Here is a 14,191-nt window from a genome sequence, read left to right on the forward strand (position 1 = left end):
AGCCCCTCGAGTCGCTTCAGTCCTTAAGTTAAAGGCAAAGGGCGCCTTTCTCTTAAGGCCCTCCAGCGCTTGTCGGGGCTGAACAGGCGCTTCCGCTTTTCTTAGTGTCTAGCTCCATGCGCCAGCCGCTTGGGTCATAAGCAATCCAGCTATGTGGCAAAGAGCGCCACGTCGTGCCTGCAAGGATGCAGGCATGCAGTCGTTGCGACAGGAAGTCGCGAACTTAGACTGCCTTCCTTTATCACTTATGCCCATCGCGTCTAAACGGCGCCTTCCGCTTTTCTTAGTGCCAATTCCCAGGCTTATAGGGTCCTTTTCTAAACGGTAGCCACCAGTTCCATTTGCCGAACAGTTTCATTAGGCTTGGAACGAGTAACAGTCGGATAATCGTTGCGTCGATGGCGACTGCAATTGCGATACCGACACCAATCTGTTTCACCGGCATAACGTCCGTAAAGGCGAATGCCCCCGTTAGGACGATCATGATGAGTGCTGCAGAAGTGATGATTTTGCTTGTTGACGCAAGCCCTTCGACTGTTGAATGATCATTATCTAGCGTCTTCGCATACTCTTCCTGCATCCTAGAGATAAGGAAAACTTCGTAGTCCATGCTTAGTCCAAAGACAAGACTAAAGATGATGACGGGAATGATGAGTGCAATCGTACCCTCTTCTAATCCAAAATGTCCATATTGGAAAATGTAGACGAGAATTCCGAATGTCCCAGCTAATCCGACGATGTTCATAAGAATTGCTTTAATCGGAATTAAAATTGATTTGAAAGCAATCATTAGGATGAAGAACGTCGATACGACGATGACCAGGAGAACGTACAGAACCTTATCGAAGATTTCATCGAAAATTTCCTGATTGAACTTAGGTTGACCGCCGATGGATAAGTTCCACTCTGTTTGCTTGTCGGACCAGTCTCGCGCCCAATCTTGTGCCGCGTCTGAACTGCCGTTCGCCCCAATTGTTACGGGGATCATTAGCTTGTCATCCTTAACAAACGTTTCAATAAGAGGGGTTAGCCCAGCAGCTAAATCAGGCACCAGTATCGCTTGCTCCCATTGTTTTACGGAATCAATGTCACTTGCGGTGAAAATCGTCGTTACTTGATCCACTAGCGGATCGTTTGAAAGTTCTTTTTCAAGTGCTTTCATGGATTGGAGACCTTTTTCATCCTCCCAGCCATTCGCGCGTTCTGCAATGACATAGACAGCCGCCTGGTCAGCTAGACCAAACTCTTTATCAATCAATTCAAAAGCTTGACGGGTATCATAAGACTTTGGCAATGAATCAATTGCTGGAATTGATAAATCCATATTTTTCACAGGAATTATTGCGATACCGAGTAGGATAAACGCAACGATTGTTATCATAACGGGACGCTTAATAACAGCGTGGGCGAATTTGCGCCATCCGTTCGCTTCACCCGACTTTTCTTTCAATAGCTGCCATTTATTAATCCGATCACCAAGAGCGATAAGTACAGACGGTAACAGGGTAATAGATGCGAGAACAGCCATTGCGACGACAATCATTCCACCGATTGCGATGTTCTGGAAAATTTCGACCTGGATAAGCATCATTGCGCCGAGTCCGATGAAGACACAGAAGGCGGAAAAGATGACGGATCTTCCTGCTGTTCGAATCGTAGTGGAGATAGCTTCGTTCATATCGCTCTTTTTGCGTTCTTCACGATACCGGCTGATGAACAACAAAGCGAAGTCGATACTAAGCGCAAGCCCGAGCATCGGTATGATATTCAAGACAAAAATGGACAGGTCCATTTTTCCACCAAGAATGGCCAATACACCGAATGAGGATACGACAGTCACAATACCAATAATTAACGGTACGAATGAAGCGACGACAGTTCCGAAAGCGAAAAGAAGTATAATAATCGCGATTGGTAACCCAATTGCCTCAGCGGTCATCAAGTCACGTTGGCTGGCAGTGTTAATATCCTTTGAAATAGCGGAAGCACCTGTAAGTGTAATTCCTTTTTCATTACCGACGGCCCCGCGGATATCCGTGACGATGGCAGACATATCTTTGTCTTGATTATCAAAATGAAGAAGTGCATAAGAAGCGCCTTCTTTGTATTGTGTGTCGTTGTCTAGTGGTGATACGATTTCTGAAGCAACCTTAAGGTTATCTACTTTAATGAGAGCAGATTCAATTTTGTCATCGGGAACATTGTCAAAAACCATGAACATGGTTTCTGCAGGCATGCCGAATTCATCGGACACGATATCCATGACGGCAGCGTGCTCGCCATCGATTTTGAAGCCGTCACCTTCAAGAAGTCCCGGCAACTTAATCGCGAAAAACGTCAATACTACGAAGATTGCAATCCATGTGAAGATGATATATTTATGTGCGCTTGTTACAAAACGCGCAAGTGTGTGCATACAATCATTCCTTTCTGTGTATAGATTGACTCTATTCTTCTATAGTAACGGAAAATGATGGGAATGTCTTTTATCGAAGGAAGATGGGGGAGTTAGTCATGGCAATAGGCGTTAAATCCATGGCCCGGTCGAAGTTAGTCATGACAAAGCAATCTACTAAGCGTTAATCGCTATGCGACTGTGACAAAAGTGGACAAAGAAAAAAGCCATCCCCCGAAGGGAATGGCTTTTGAATGGTTAATTCAAATTAGTTTTTGTTAACGTTTGTAGCTTGAAGACCGCGTTGGCCTTGCTCGATTTCAAACGTAACATCTTGACCTTCTTCAAGAGACTTGAAGCCTTCTCCTTGAATAGCTGAGAAGTGTACGAATACGTCGTCTCCGTCTTCGCGTTCGATGAAGCCAAATCCTTTTTCTGCGTTAAACCATTTCACTTTACCTTGTTCCATGTGTGTTTCCTCCTCGTATGCTTTGTGCATACATTGTATTACTATCCTTGCTCAAGTCTTGAAGCGGTCAAGATTTATTCGAGACCATCATGCCGAACAAAAATAATTCTTCTTTATCATAACAGGGATATTAGGACATTGCAAGGGAAATGTTTGAATTAAAAAAACAAGTTAAGAACCTGATAGACAATCGCAGCGATTAATGCTGAAATCGGTAATGTAATAATCCATGTGATAACGATCTTTTTAGCCATGCCCCAATTGACGCCTTTCACACGCTGGGCCGAGCCTACACCCATTATTGCAGACGAAATAACATGTGTTGTACTGACAGGTAAATGGATAAGCGTTGCGCCGAAAATGATTGCAGCAGATGATAAATCAGCTGCAATTCCGTTCACGGGGCGAATCTTCATTATTTTACCGCCGACTGTTTTTATGATTTTATAGCCACCGATGGAAGTTCCAAGACCCATTGCAGTTGCCGCAGCAATCCGGACCCAAAGTTGGATATCATCTGAAGTCTGCATCTCTGCCGCGATAAGTGCCATTGTAATAATCCCCATCGCTTTTTGCGCATCGTTCGTACCGTGTGTGAACGATTGAAGCGCCGCTGTTCCGATTTGCATATAGCGAATTCGTTTATTTGTCTTGAATAAATTCCTATTCTTCAAAGTCACTTTGAATATGGACATCACAAGGAAGCCGCCAGCAAGTGCGATGAATGGAGAAATGAGGAGCGCCTGTAATATTTTTATGAAACCACTGTAATTTAAAATGCCAAAACCTGCCGCTGAAATAGCTGCACCAGCGATTGACCCAATTAATGCATGGGATGAACTAGATGGGATTCCAAAATACCAGGTAATCAAATTCCACAAAATAGCGGAAGTCAATGCGGCCAAGATGACAAGCGAACCGTTTTCAAGAACAAAAGGATCGACAATGTCTTTAGAAATTGTCTTTGCGACACCTGTAAATGTTAGTGCCCCGATGAAATTCATTGTAGCTGCCATTAAAATAGCGGTACGCGGTTTCAGCGCGCGGGTCGAAACGGATGTTGCTATTGCATTCGCCGTGTCGTGGAAGCCATTGATAAAGTCAAAAGCGAGTGCGAAAACAACGACTAGGATGGTAAGGAGAAGTATTGTATCCATTCGGCTCCCCCTTATGCGTTACGCATAATAATTGTTTCGATTGTGTTGGCAACGTTCTGGCAATAATCGGCGATATCTTCTAGTTGTTCGTAAATGTCTTTGAGTTGGATGATGCGGATTGGATCTTTTTCGTTAATGAAGAGTTGTTTGACGGATGTACGGTGAATTTCATCACAAATTCGTTCGTACTCTTTAATGAGAACCGCATGATCATGCATCGCTTCAAGTTTCTTTCTTGCGAGTAATTTCATTGCATTAACAATTTCGTCTGTACTTTTAACGATATTCTCCATGAACATCTGTACATATTCATCTATTTCAGTTAGCGAAAACATTTCAAGATGAGCTGCAAAACTTTCGATGCCATCGAGAACATCGTCCATTTTAATGGCCAAATTCATAATATCTTCTCGTTCAATTGGTGTCATAAATGATTTATTAAGCTTTATAATGAGATCGTGAATAAGCGTATCGCCTTCTGTCTCGTAATTTTTGAGCTTAATGCTTACTTCTTTCAAATCAGCTACATTGACTACTTTAAAGTCGTTTGCGTAATGGACTGCTTCTTGTACATTTTCAGCAATCGTTAACAGTGCTGTGAAAAAAGGATCAGGTTTGCGTTGGCTAAACATTGTTGTGCCTCCATCCCAATAGGGGAAATAATTTTTAATAATCCCATCATAGCAAAAACAATTTAAGATACCTACAAAATTCGACGAAATCCGCACGGAATTTACACAATCTTTACAAAGGGGTAATCGGTATAAATAAGGTGACATTTGTCATGAGTGAAAGGTGACGGAATATACTCCACAGCATACCCTCAAACTTAGTAAAATTAACGTAAGAGGTGAGGGTATTTTGAAATTAGAAAATTTGTCTGCACGCGTTAATCGGAAACTTTGGCTAAATAGTATCAATCTAGAAATTGAAGCAGGGTAATATTACTACCCGGGAAACCACTAGGATAGAAAATGAAATTCACATTGCCAGGAAAAACGGTTTGATTGATGTTGAGTGAATTTGGGAATTAATTTTCAGTAAATTGAAACTTTCGGGATGATGGGACGTATATATAGGTGAGACAAAAAAGGTGGAAGTGGGGGTGTTGAAATGGAACTGTTCGGGATGCCAATTGTGCAAGTATATTTAGTTGCGCTGATCATCGCCGGTCTAGCAACGTTATTGTATATCTTATTTAGTGATATGGCGGAAGGAATCGGCGAAGTTAGTCCATTCTTAGATCCAGCGGTTGTACTTGCATTCATAACATTTGTAGCTGCTTGCGGTTATATATTGGAGCTTGTTACAACGTGGAACAGTGGCCTTATTCTAGTCATTGCACTTGTCACTGCTTTTGTACTCGATCTTCTATTATACTTATTCGTCCTATTTCCACTGAAATCGGCGGAAGTGTCGCTCGCGTATACGGATGAGTCGCTGATGGGCCGTGTTGGGAAAGTGATTGTGCCTGTTCCAGTTGATGGATTCGGTGAAATTGTTATCGAATCGGTGAATGGCATGATTTCTAAGAGGGCAGTAGGGTACGAGAACACGGCAATTGAGTACGGAAAAGAAGTCTTGATCATTGAAGTGAAAGATGGGACATTCATCGTTAAAGAGTATGAACCATTCCGCTTCAACTAAAAAAGGGGGAAAAAAAGATGGAAATTTGGATTGCACTTGGAGTAGTCGCGTTTGTTTTACTGGCACTGGTTCTCGTCTTCATCACAAAATACCGCACAGTTGGGCCAGATGAAGCACTAATCGTAACAGGAAGTTATCTAGGTTCTAAAAATGTACATAAGGATGATTCGGGAAATCGCATTAAGATCATCCGTGGCGGCGGGACGTTTCTGTTGCCAGTGTTCCAACAAGCGGCACCACTAAGCTTATTGTCAAGTAAGCTTGAGGTTACAACGCCGGAAGTCTACACGGAGCAAGGTGTTCCTGTTATGGCGGATGGAACGGCAATCATTAAAATCGGTGGTTCAATCATAGAGATTGCAACAGCTGCTGAACAATTTTTGGGGAAATCAAAAGCTGATCGTGAAAATGAAGCAAAAGAAGTATTGGAAGGTCATTTGCGCTCAATTCTTGGTTCAATGACAGTAGAGGAAATTTATAAAAATCGTGATATGTTTTCTCAAGAAGTGCAACGTGTTGCTTCACAGGATCTTTCAAAAATGGGACTCATCATCGTTTCATTTACAATTAAAGATGTACGCGATAAAAACGGCTATCTTGATTCACTCGGGAAACCACGTATCGCACAAGTGAAGCGTGATGCGGATATCGCGACAGTTGAAGCAGAGAAAGAAACGCGTATAAAAAATGCAGAAGCATCTAAAGAAGCACAAAAAGCAGAAATTGAACGTGCGACTGAAATTGCAGAAGCTGAAAAAGAAAATCATTTGAAGGTTGCGGATTACCGCCGTGAGCAGGACGTTGCGAAAGCACGTGCCGACCAAGCATACGAACTTCAAACGGCGGTTTCAAAACAGGAAGTCATGGAACAAGAAATGCAAGTTCGCATTATTGAACGTCAAAAGCAAATTGAACTTGAAGAGAAAGAGATTCTGCGTCGTGAGAAGCAATATGACTCTGAAGTTAAGAAGAAAGCTGACGCGGATCGCTATGCAATTGAACAAAATGCAGAAGCTCAAAAATCCAAACAAATTACGGAAGCTGATGCTGAAAAATATCGCATTGAAGCAAGAGCGTCTGCGGATGCAGAAAAAGTCCGTCTCGACGGGCAGGCCAAAGCCGATTCCCTGCGCGCACAAGGGGAATCAGAAGCGGACATTATCCGTCTGAAAGGTCTTGCAGAAGCAGAAGCGAAACGTAAAATTGCAGAAGCATTCGAGCAGTACGGGCAAGCTGCCATGCTTGATATGATTGTTAAAATGATTCCAGAATATGCGAAGCAAATTGCAAGCCCACTTGCTAATATCGACAAGATCACTGTTGTCGATACAGGCGGCAGCGGTGAAGGCGGCGGAGCCAATAAAATAACGTCGTACGCGACTAACCTAATGGCAACATTGCAAGAATCATTGAAAGCAACATCAGGCATCGACGTCAAGGAAATGCTTGAAAATTACACGGGCAAAGGCAATATCCGCCCAAGTATTGACCAGCTTACAAATGAAATAAAAGCAGCAAATACGAAGCAACCCGCACAACAGCGGATTGCAGAAAAACAAGCAGCAGCCGACGACGAAACTAAATAACTTTTAACTAGAAGAGAGTCCTGACGCAGCAGTGCGTTTGGGGCTCTTTTTATATGGATAGTATTTGGTGTGTAGTTGAATTTTTTGTACGAAAATGGGGGCAACCGAGCATAAAAAGTTGCGAACCGAGCATATCCACTGCCAGACCGAGTATAAAAGGTTGCGAACCGAGCATATCCACTGCCAGACCGAGTATAAAAAGTTGCGAACCGAGCATATCCACCGCCAGACCGAGCATAAAAAGTTGCGAACCGAGCGTATCCACTGCCATACCGAGCATATAAAATTTAGAACCAATCATAACCCCTTAATCCATCCCAAATAACTTAAGAAATTCTTCATTATTATCCTCACAAACCCTTAAGATTCTTCCCTTACAATGAAGGAAGTAAAGAAAGTTGGAGGGGAACACATGATTAGTGTACGAAATTTAAATCATTCATTCAAAATCGGCAAGAAAGGTAAAGAGAAGCAGGTTCCAGTACTGAAAGGCTTGACGTTCGATGTTGCAGATGGCGAAATCGTATCGATAGTCGGAAAAAGTGGTTCGGGTAAATCAACGCTTCTTCATATTATGGCAGGATTTCTGAAGCCGGAAAGTGGAGAAATCAGCGTGCAAGGCATACAGACATCTTTGTTCAACGAAGTAGAAAGTGCGAAGTTTCGATTAGATCATTTTGGTTTCGTCTTTCAAAATTTCCAACTAATGCCTGGATTGACAGCGTTTGAAAATGTTGAGCTGCCACTGACGTTGAAGGGCATCAACAAAAGCGAGCGACAGAAGAAAGTAAAGGACCTTATGCAGAGCGTTGGACTAACGGATGTACAAGACCATTATCCGAATGAATTATCGGGAGGTCAGCAACAGCGTGTCAGCATTGCGCGTGCGCTTATAACGGATCCACCAATCATTTTCGCGGATGAACCGACGGGAAGTCTGGACTCGGAAACAGAGCAGGACGTTCTTTTGCTTATCCAGTCGCTCAATAAAACAAGGGGAATCACATTCGTCATCATTACACACGACGATGAAGTGGCACAAACAGCGAATCGTGTATACAGAATGCACGACGGCGTATTAACGGAAGGCGGTGCTCAGCATGCAATTTAAAGACCAGATTAGTTTCGTAGGGCAACATATCAAGAAAAATAAAATGCGTGTCTTTATGACAGTGCTTGCGGCCACGATGGGAACAGCTTTCTTAATTGTGCTCGCGTCAGTTGGATTCGGCCTGCACGAAACGATTCGGGGAGAAATATTATCGAACCGGCTTGTGACACAAATTGAAGTGTACTCAAGTGAGATGGACGAAGAGAAAGTTGAAGAACTTAAGAAACGGGATCATGTAAAAGCAGTTGTATTCCGCCAAAATATAGGGGCAGAACAGCAGTCTTTAATCGGCGATTTCAAAGGGAATAGTCAGCTCATTGTGACGGACTTTACAGAAGAAAAAAAAGCGAATTTCGAGCTGAAGGAGGGACGTTTACCTGAAAAAGTGAACGAAGTCGTCGTCGGAAGCAACTTCGCGGATGCCTTAATGAACCAACCAGATGAAAATGAAGATGGTGAATTTACTACGTATGACGGAAAATTGATTGGTGAACAGTTCAGTTATCAAATTAGTAATGCAGAAGGTGAAATGATTGAAGAAAAAGTGCCACTAACAATAGTTGGAATCGGAAAGAAACCAGCGAAAGATTGGGAGCAAGATCAAAAAATATACGCTGACGCATCTATCATTCCAGAGTTAGAGAAAATCTATTATACACATGTGGACAAGCCGGCAGATGATCATTCAGACGCAGAGCAATTATTTTATGGCAATGTAAACGTCTATGCGGATAAATTAGAAAATGTGAAAGCAATCTCTACTGCATTAAAAGACGATGGATATAGTGTGTATTCCATATCCGATGAACTGGACCGATTAGATGTCTTTTTCTTAGCACTAAAAGCAGGGCTCGTATTTGTTGGGACAATCGCAATCTTAATCTCATCTATCGGGATTTTCAATACTATGACAATGGCTGTTACAGAGCGGACGCGTGAAATTGGCGTTATGAAAGCAATTGGTGCGGATCCGAAATTAATCCAACGACTATTCCTAATGGAAAGTGCGTGGATTGGTATTGTTGGGACGGTTCTTGCAGTTGTTATTTCCTATGGGGTGAGCATTGTGTCGAATTACGTGCTGCCAATCATTGTTACGGCGGCGCTCGGTGAAGAGGATTTTGGAGATATGACTGTTACGTTCTCCGTTATACCCTGGCAACTTGTCGTTATTGCTTCCACAATCAGCATAGGCGTCGCAATGATTTCAGGATGGCGCCCAGCGCGTAAAGCGACGAAAATTGATGTCATCAATGCGTTGAGACAGGAACTCTAATCGACATTGTTTGCATCAATCGGGTAAAGCTGTATGAAGATTTGGTGTGATTTGTTATAATGTTAATATTCAGGTAATCATTGATGATCACATGCCTTAACCCGGGAAACTAACAGCTGAAGAGTGGGGAATTATGAAGACCCATACGACAGAAGGTGCAAAGATTATGCGAGAGCATACAGTCGAATGGCTAGAAGATACTGCTTTCATTGTCGAACAACATCATGAAAGACACGATGGGAAAGGCTATCCATACGGTCATAAAGGCAGTGAGATTGCACTGGAATCGGCCATTGAATAGGTTATTCATGCATTTATTAAAACATTAAAGAACAACCAATTCAATTGGAAATGAAAAATGGAGATAGACTCGGGAAACCGGGTCTTTTCTATATAAAAAAAGCCAAAAGGGGAAAGTTAAATGGACTATATTCAAACAATGAGGCAAATGATTGGTAAGGAATCACTACTTACGGTAGGTTGCGGCGTCATAATTACTGATTTGGATAAAATCCTACTCCAACAACGTACAGATGAGGATAACTGGTGTATTCCGGGCGGCGTAATGGAACTGGGAGAAACGTTTGAAGAAACAGCAAAAAGGGAGACTTATGAAGAAACAGGATTGATTGTGGAAGATCTTCATCTGTTCGGTCTTTATTCTGGGGAGTCCTGTTTTGTTACGTATCCGAATGGCGATCAGGTATACAGTGTGCAAGTTATTTTCCATTCCAAGACATATTCAGGTGAACTGCAACAGGGTGGGGCTGAAATCAAAGCACATCGTTTCTTTGGGAGAGATGAATTACCGGAAAACTTAAACCCTAGGCAAAAAGCGTTCATTCAAGACTGGGCGCATGAAAAAAAGTTGCGAATCATGAGATAATGGAAATACTACTAATCGAGAGGCGGATGAAGAATGGATTATCGTATCGAACTCGACACATTTGGTGAAATTAAAGTACCTGCGGACAAGCTATGGGGTGCACAGACGCAGCGCAGTAAACAAAACTTTAAAATCGGTGAGGAAAAAATGCCGATTGGTGTTATTCGTGCATTTGCCCATTTGAAAAAATCAGCCGCAATCGCGAGCCATGCACATGGTGCCCTAACAGAAGCAAAAATGAAGGCAATCTCTGCAGCAGCGGATGAAGTAGTCTCTGGCAAGCTGGATGATCATTTTCCGCTTGTCGTTTGGCAAACCGGAAGCGGTACGCAGTCAAACATGAATATGAACGAAGTGCTCGCACGCCGTGGCAATCAATTGCTTGAAGAGTGGGGCGAACAAGAGCGTCTACATCCAAACGATGATGTCAATAAATCACAAAGCTCAAACGACACATTCCCGACAGCATTGCATGTTGCGGGGGTTGTTGCAGTCCAACAGCAACTCGTACCGGCAATTGGTGTATTAAAAGAAACGCTCGGCAAGAAATCCGAAGAGTTCATGGATATTATTAAAATCGGTCGTACGCATTTGCAAGATGCGACGCCTTTAACGCTGGGTCAGGAAATTAGCGGTTGGCACCGGATGCTCGAGAAAACGGAAAAAATGATTACAGACAGTGTCGATTCAATGAAAGAACTCGCAATCGGCGGAACGGCTGTTGGAACAGGACTTAACGCACCTGCTGGATTTGGTGACCGTGTTGCTACTGAAATCAGTGCAGCGGTAGGCATTGAATTTACATCCGCGAAAAATAAATTCCATTCACTAACGAGCTATGACGAAATTGTCTACGTACACGGCGCCATCAAAGCGCTTGCGGCAGACCTGATGAAAATTGCCAATGACGTACGCTGGCTGGCAAGTGGACCGCGTTCAGGTATTGGTGAAATTACGATTCCTGAAAATGAACCAGGCAGTTCCATCATGCCAGGAAAAGTGAATCCGACTCAAAGTGAAGCACTCACAATGGTTGTCGCACAAGTAATGGGGAACGACGCCACAATTGGTTTCGCAGCGAGCCAGGGGAACTTTGAACTGAATGTCTTCAAACCAGTTATTATTTTTAACTTCCTTCAATCTGTGACGTTGTTGAGTGACGCAATGATCAGTTTCAACGAGAATTGTGCAGTTGGGATTGAACCGAATCGTGAAGAAATTGATCGTAAAGTTCAAAATTCACTTATGCTCGTGACGGCACTTAATCCTTATATCGGTTACGAAAATGCAGCAAAAATCGCGAAAACTGCACATGCGGAAGGCACTACGCTGAAAGAGGCAGCACTCAAATCAGGCTTGCTGACGGAAGAACAGTTTGACGAGTATGTCGATCCGTCGAAAATGATTGGTAGGTAATCAGCAGTATCCATTGTTCACAGAACTGTACTGAATGAAAGTTGGGTTCTCGGTTATGATGAAAGGACAACTACGCGAATAAGGAGATGGCAATAAATGAAAAAGAAATTAATGTTCATCTTGCTGGCGGCGATTCTTGTCCTTTCAGCATGCGGAGAAAAAGCGCAGCCAAGTGATAAAGAACACGACATGGCACATGGGGAACAGAAACATGTACCAAACGGTGATTTGCAGGAAGTAACGGCTTCTGCTGCTATCCTGCCGTCGTTCCTAGACGACAAATCGGAAGACATGCGGCTTGTCTATCAAATGGCGGGCACTGCAACGGATATTATTGAATGGATGCCCTGTTATTGCGGTTGCGGCGAAAGTGCAGGCCATGGCAGCAACTTGAATTGCTTCATCGACGAAGTTCGTGAAGATGGTTCTGTTGTCTGGGATGACCATGGCACGCGCTGCCAAGTTTGTCTTGATATCGCTGTGCAATCTGTAATGATGACGCAAGACGGTAAATCGTTAAAAGAAATCCGTGAATTCATCGATGAAAATTACAAAGAAGGCTACGCGGAACCAACAGATACGCCGATGCCAGCATAATTGAATCGCAAAAAAAGCAGACACGCGAATGTGTCTGCTTTTTTATAGCTTAGGAAACAATGAAATCACGTACTGTGGATAAGCTGCAACATAGAGAGTTCGCGTCCAGACTCCAGCGCTTTTGTTTTTAGTTAATGTATGTGTCGCTAACCAACAAATCACTCAAAATTTCTGACGGGATCTCGAATGTCACGACACCCATATAACCAGGTGCAACTTCATATTTATCGAATGAAATGACAAGCTTATTGTTATCTGTAATATAGAAGGACTGATCGGCTTGGATTGTTTCGAAGTCCTCAAAGAATTCGCTATTCAAAAAGTAAGAGATGTCTTCATCCGCATCCATTTGTCGCTCCATTTCACCTACTACGTAAGAGCTAATGGCATCGACGTATTTGTCATCTTTAAAAAGACTTGGCAATGTGATTAAAATACTGTTCTGTTTATCAAGTGTGTCGTATTTCATTGTAGTTGAAGAGGATCCGACCGTATTCACCTCATAGCGAGCAATCGATAGAAGCTGGTATGTATCCGTTTTCACCTCGTAGCCAGTGTCGATGCCGAGATGACCGCCACCTGCCTTTTTCAATTCCGATGCCTCTTGTTGAAACTGTTCGAAGAGCATTTTATTTTCCTCAAGGTATTTCTCATTCAATGAAGCTTGCAGTCCTTCATCCGCCAATCCTTCAATTGCTGGTGTGGCGACATTTGCTTGGTACGTTTTTTCATCAACAGTCAATTGTTGTGCGGTAAATACATCCACAATCGCTCCAAGAAGAGGAACGTTTGCCATTGCCTGTGCGAGAGACGGGCTGACATTGATGCTGCCGATAAATAGAGCAGCAGCTGCGGCGGCTCCTATCGTCCATTGTTTTAAAAATGGACGTTTCTTCTGTGATGCTTTTGCTTGGAGAATCGAAGCTTTTACTACGTCTTCCAATTCAGACGGAATCACAGTCTCGTCATAGTTCTTTTTCAACTTATTTATTTTTTTCATAACCTAAATTCCTCCCCAACTTCAATGCGTAACTTTTTCAATGCGGCATACAATCTTGTTTTAATCGTATTCACATTTTCATCCATCACTAAAGCGATTTCATCAATTTTCAAATCCTCAAAAAATCGGAGAATAATAAGGGATCTGTATTTGTGAGGTAACTGGTCAATGGCATCTTGTAAGTCCATATCGATAATTTCATCTTCTAATTGTGGCAAATGAATGCCGAGAATGTCGTCGTCCATCACTGTTATACGCTGATGTTTTCGGATGAAATCAATGGATGTGTTAACGATGATTCGGTAGAACCAAGTTTTCAAATAGGCAATTTCTTCAAGTCGATCAATTGAGCTGAGCGCTTTTAAAATGGCATCCTGCACAATATCGAGTGCATTTTCTTTATTTCTTACATAGCTGTACGCAAGGCGATAATGGGCTTCCCGGTTTTCTACTATAAAGTTTTCAACAATTTCGAACTTCTCGTTTTTTGTCATGACAAAAGATTCACCTTCTCCAATTTCCAACATGTCGCGAACACGTTATAGTTATTTGACGGGGTACATCCGAGAAAAGTTTGATTGGTTATCATGAAAAAGTGGATTGAACATTTTGGAACTGTATTGTAAGACTATGGTAAAGTAATGTCGAAGT

General features: G+C 42.7%; 14 protein-coding genes and 1 pseudogene. 8 read left to right on the forward strand and 7 right to left on the reverse strand.

Features of this window, described 5'->3' with window-relative positions:
• Positions 1 to 283 precede the first annotated feature (283 nt).
• From I2483_RS10335 to I2483_RS10350, 4 genes are all read right to left on the reverse strand, one after another.
• The gene (locus I2483_RS10335; RefSeq protein WP_207175687.1) at positions 284 to 2,416 is read right to left on the reverse strand and encodes an MMPL family transporter; all 2,133 of its coding nucleotides are present in this window, start codon (positions 2,414 to 2,416) and stop codon (positions 284 to 286) included.
• 247 nt (positions 2,417 to 2,663) lie between these two features.
• Entirely contained in the window at positions 2,664 to 2,864 is a 201-nt protein-coding gene (locus I2483_RS10340; protein ID WP_067205063.1) for a cold-shock protein, read from the reverse strand.
• A gap of 158 nt (positions 2,865 to 3,022) precedes the next feature.
• Positions 3,023 to 4,021, reverse strand: coding sequence for an inorganic phosphate transporter (locus I2483_RS10345; protein WP_207175688.1), 999 nt, complete (start codon positions 4,019 to 4,021; stop codon positions 3,023 to 3,025).
• 11 nt (positions 4,022 to 4,032) lie between these two features.
• Entirely contained in the window at positions 4,033 to 4,653 is a 621-nt protein-coding gene (locus I2483_RS10350; RefSeq protein ID WP_207175689.1) for a DUF47 domain-containing protein, read from the reverse strand.
• Positions 4,654 to 5,134: 481 nt separating this feature from the next.
• Between I2483_RS10350 and I2483_RS10355 the strand changes: the two genes are divergently transcribed.
• Both I2483_RS10355 and I2483_RS10360 read left to right on the forward strand, forming a co-directional pair.
• Positions 5,135 to 5,668 carry an NfeD family membrane protein gene (locus I2483_RS10355; RefSeq protein ID WP_207175690.1) on the forward strand — a complete coding sequence of 178 codons (534 nt, stop codon included), beginning with the start codon at positions 5,135 to 5,137 and terminating at the stop codon, positions 5,666 to 5,668.
• 17 nt (positions 5,669 to 5,685) lie between these two features.
• A complete protein-coding gene (locus I2483_RS10360; RefSeq protein WP_207175692.1) occupies positions 5,686 to 7,254 on the forward strand; it encodes a flotillin family protein in 1,569 nt (522 codons plus the stop codon).
• A 49-nt stretch (positions 7,255 to 7,303) separates the two neighbouring features.
• Here the strand turns inward: I2483_RS10360 and I2483_RS10365 are convergent, their stop codons facing one another.
• Entirely contained in the window at positions 7,304 to 7,555 is a 252-nt protein-coding gene (locus I2483_RS10365) for a hypothetical protein (RefSeq protein WP_207175693.1), read from the reverse strand.
• A gap of 111 nt (positions 7,556 to 7,666) precedes the next feature.
• Here I2483_RS10365 and I2483_RS10370 point away from each other — a divergent pair, with 111 nt between their 5' ends.
• The 6 genes and pseudogenes from I2483_RS10370 (at position 7,667) to I2483_RS10395 (ending at position 12,540) form a co-directional block, all read left to right on the forward strand.
• Positions 7,667 to 8,365, forward strand: a complete 699-nt coding sequence (locus I2483_RS10370; RefSeq protein ID WP_207175694.1) for an ABC transporter ATP-binding protein — start codon at positions 7,667 to 7,669, stop codon at positions 8,363 to 8,365.
• Positions 8,355 to 9,641, forward strand: a complete 1,287-nt coding sequence (locus tag I2483_RS10375) for an ABC transporter permease (protein WP_207175695.1) — start codon at positions 8,355 to 8,357, stop codon at positions 9,639 to 9,641. The genes I2483_RS10370 and I2483_RS10375 overlap by 11 nt, the downstream gene beginning before the upstream one ends.
• A gap of 115 nt (positions 9,642 to 9,756) precedes the next feature.
• A pseudogene (locus I2483_RS10380) lies at positions 9,757 to 9,942 on the forward strand (HD-GYP domain-containing protein); the annotation flags it as partial.
• Between the two features lie 120 nt (positions 9,943 to 10,062).
• The gene (locus tag I2483_RS10385; protein WP_207175697.1) at positions 10,063 to 10,527 is read left to right on the forward strand and encodes an NUDIX hydrolase; all 465 of its coding nucleotides are present in this window, start codon (positions 10,063 to 10,065) and stop codon (positions 10,525 to 10,527) included.
• 33 nt (positions 10,528 to 10,560) lie between these two features.
• Positions 10,561 to 11,943 (forward strand): class II fumarate hydratase, encoded by a 1,383-nt coding sequence (gene fumC / locus I2483_RS10390; RefSeq protein ID WP_207175698.1) that lies wholly within the window; start codon positions 10,561 to 10,563, stop codon positions 11,941 to 11,943.
• 96 nt (positions 11,944 to 12,039) lie between these two features.
• A complete protein-coding gene (locus I2483_RS10395) occupies positions 12,040 to 12,540 on the forward strand; it encodes a PCYCGC motif-containing (lipo)protein (RefSeq protein WP_207175699.1) in 501 nt (166 codons plus the stop codon).
• 127 nt (positions 12,541 to 12,667) lie between these two features.
• Here I2483_RS10395 and rsiV read toward each other — a convergent pair whose 3' ends face one another.
• The gene (rsiV, locus tag I2483_RS10400) at positions 12,668 to 13,540 is read right to left on the reverse strand and encodes an anti-sigma-V factor RsiV (protein WP_207175700.1); all 873 of its coding nucleotides are present in this window, start codon (positions 13,538 to 13,540) and stop codon (positions 12,668 to 12,670) included.
• Entirely contained in the window at positions 13,537 to 14,034 is a 498-nt protein-coding gene (locus I2483_RS10405; RefSeq protein WP_207175701.1) for an RNA polymerase sigma factor, read from the reverse strand. The genes rsiV and I2483_RS10405 overlap by 4 nt, the downstream gene beginning before the upstream one ends.
• Positions 14,035 to 14,191 lie beyond the last annotated feature (157 nt).

Source organism: Sporosarcina sp. E16_3, assembly GCF_017347125.1.
Taxonomy (GTDB): domain Bacteria; phylum Bacillota; class Bacilli; order Bacillales_A; family Planococcaceae; genus Sporosarcina.

Coding starts and splice junctions, on each gene's coding strand:
- I2483_RS10365 (WP_207175693.1), bottom strand. CDS start 7,555: ATGATTGGTTCTAAATTTTATATGCTCGGTATGGCAGTGGATACGCTC.
- I2483_RS10355 (WP_207175690.1), top strand. CDS start 5,135: ATGGAACTGTTCGGGATGCCAATTGTGCAAGTATATTTAGTTGCGCTG.
- I2483_RS10370 (WP_207175694.1), top strand. CDS start 7,667: ATGATTAGTGTACGAAATTTAAATCATTCATTCAAAATCGGCAAGAAA.
- I2483_RS10405 (WP_207175701.1), bottom strand. CDS start 14,034: ATGACAAAAAACGAGAAGTTCGAAATTGTTGAAAACTTTATAGTAGAA.
- I2483_RS10360 (WP_207175692.1), top strand. CDS start 5,686: ATGGAAATTTGGATTGCACTTGGAGTAGTCGCGTTTGTTTTACTGGCA.
- I2483_RS10340 (WP_067205063.1), bottom strand. CDS start 2,864: ATGGAACAAGGTAAAGTGAAATGGTTTAACGCAGAAAAAGGATTTGGC.
- I2483_RS10335 (WP_207175687.1), bottom strand. CDS start 2,416: ATGCACACACTTGCGCGTTTTGTAACAAGCGCACATAAATATATCATC.
- fumC (WP_207175698.1), top strand. CDS start 10,561: ATGGATTATCGTATCGAACTCGACACATTTGGTGAAATTAAAGTACCT.
- I2483_RS10385 (WP_207175697.1), top strand. CDS start 10,063: ATGGACTATATTCAAACAATGAGGCAAATGATTGGTAAGGAATCACTA.
- rsiV (WP_207175700.1), bottom strand. CDS start 13,540: ATGAAAAAAATAAATAAGTTGAAAAAGAACTATGACGAGACTGTGATT.
- I2483_RS10375 (WP_207175695.1), top strand. CDS start 8,355: ATGCAATTTAAAGACCAGATTAGTTTCGTAGGGCAACATATCAAGAAA.
- I2483_RS10395 (WP_207175699.1), top strand. CDS start 12,040: ATGAAAAAGAAATTAATGTTCATCTTGCTGGCGGCGATTCTTGTCCTT.
- I2483_RS10345 (WP_207175688.1), bottom strand. CDS start 4,021: ATGGATACAATACTTCTCCTTACCATCCTAGTCGTTGTTTTCGCACTC.
- I2483_RS10350 (WP_207175689.1), bottom strand. CDS start 4,653: ATGTTTAGCCAACGCAAACCTGATCCTTTTTTCACAGCACTGTTAACG.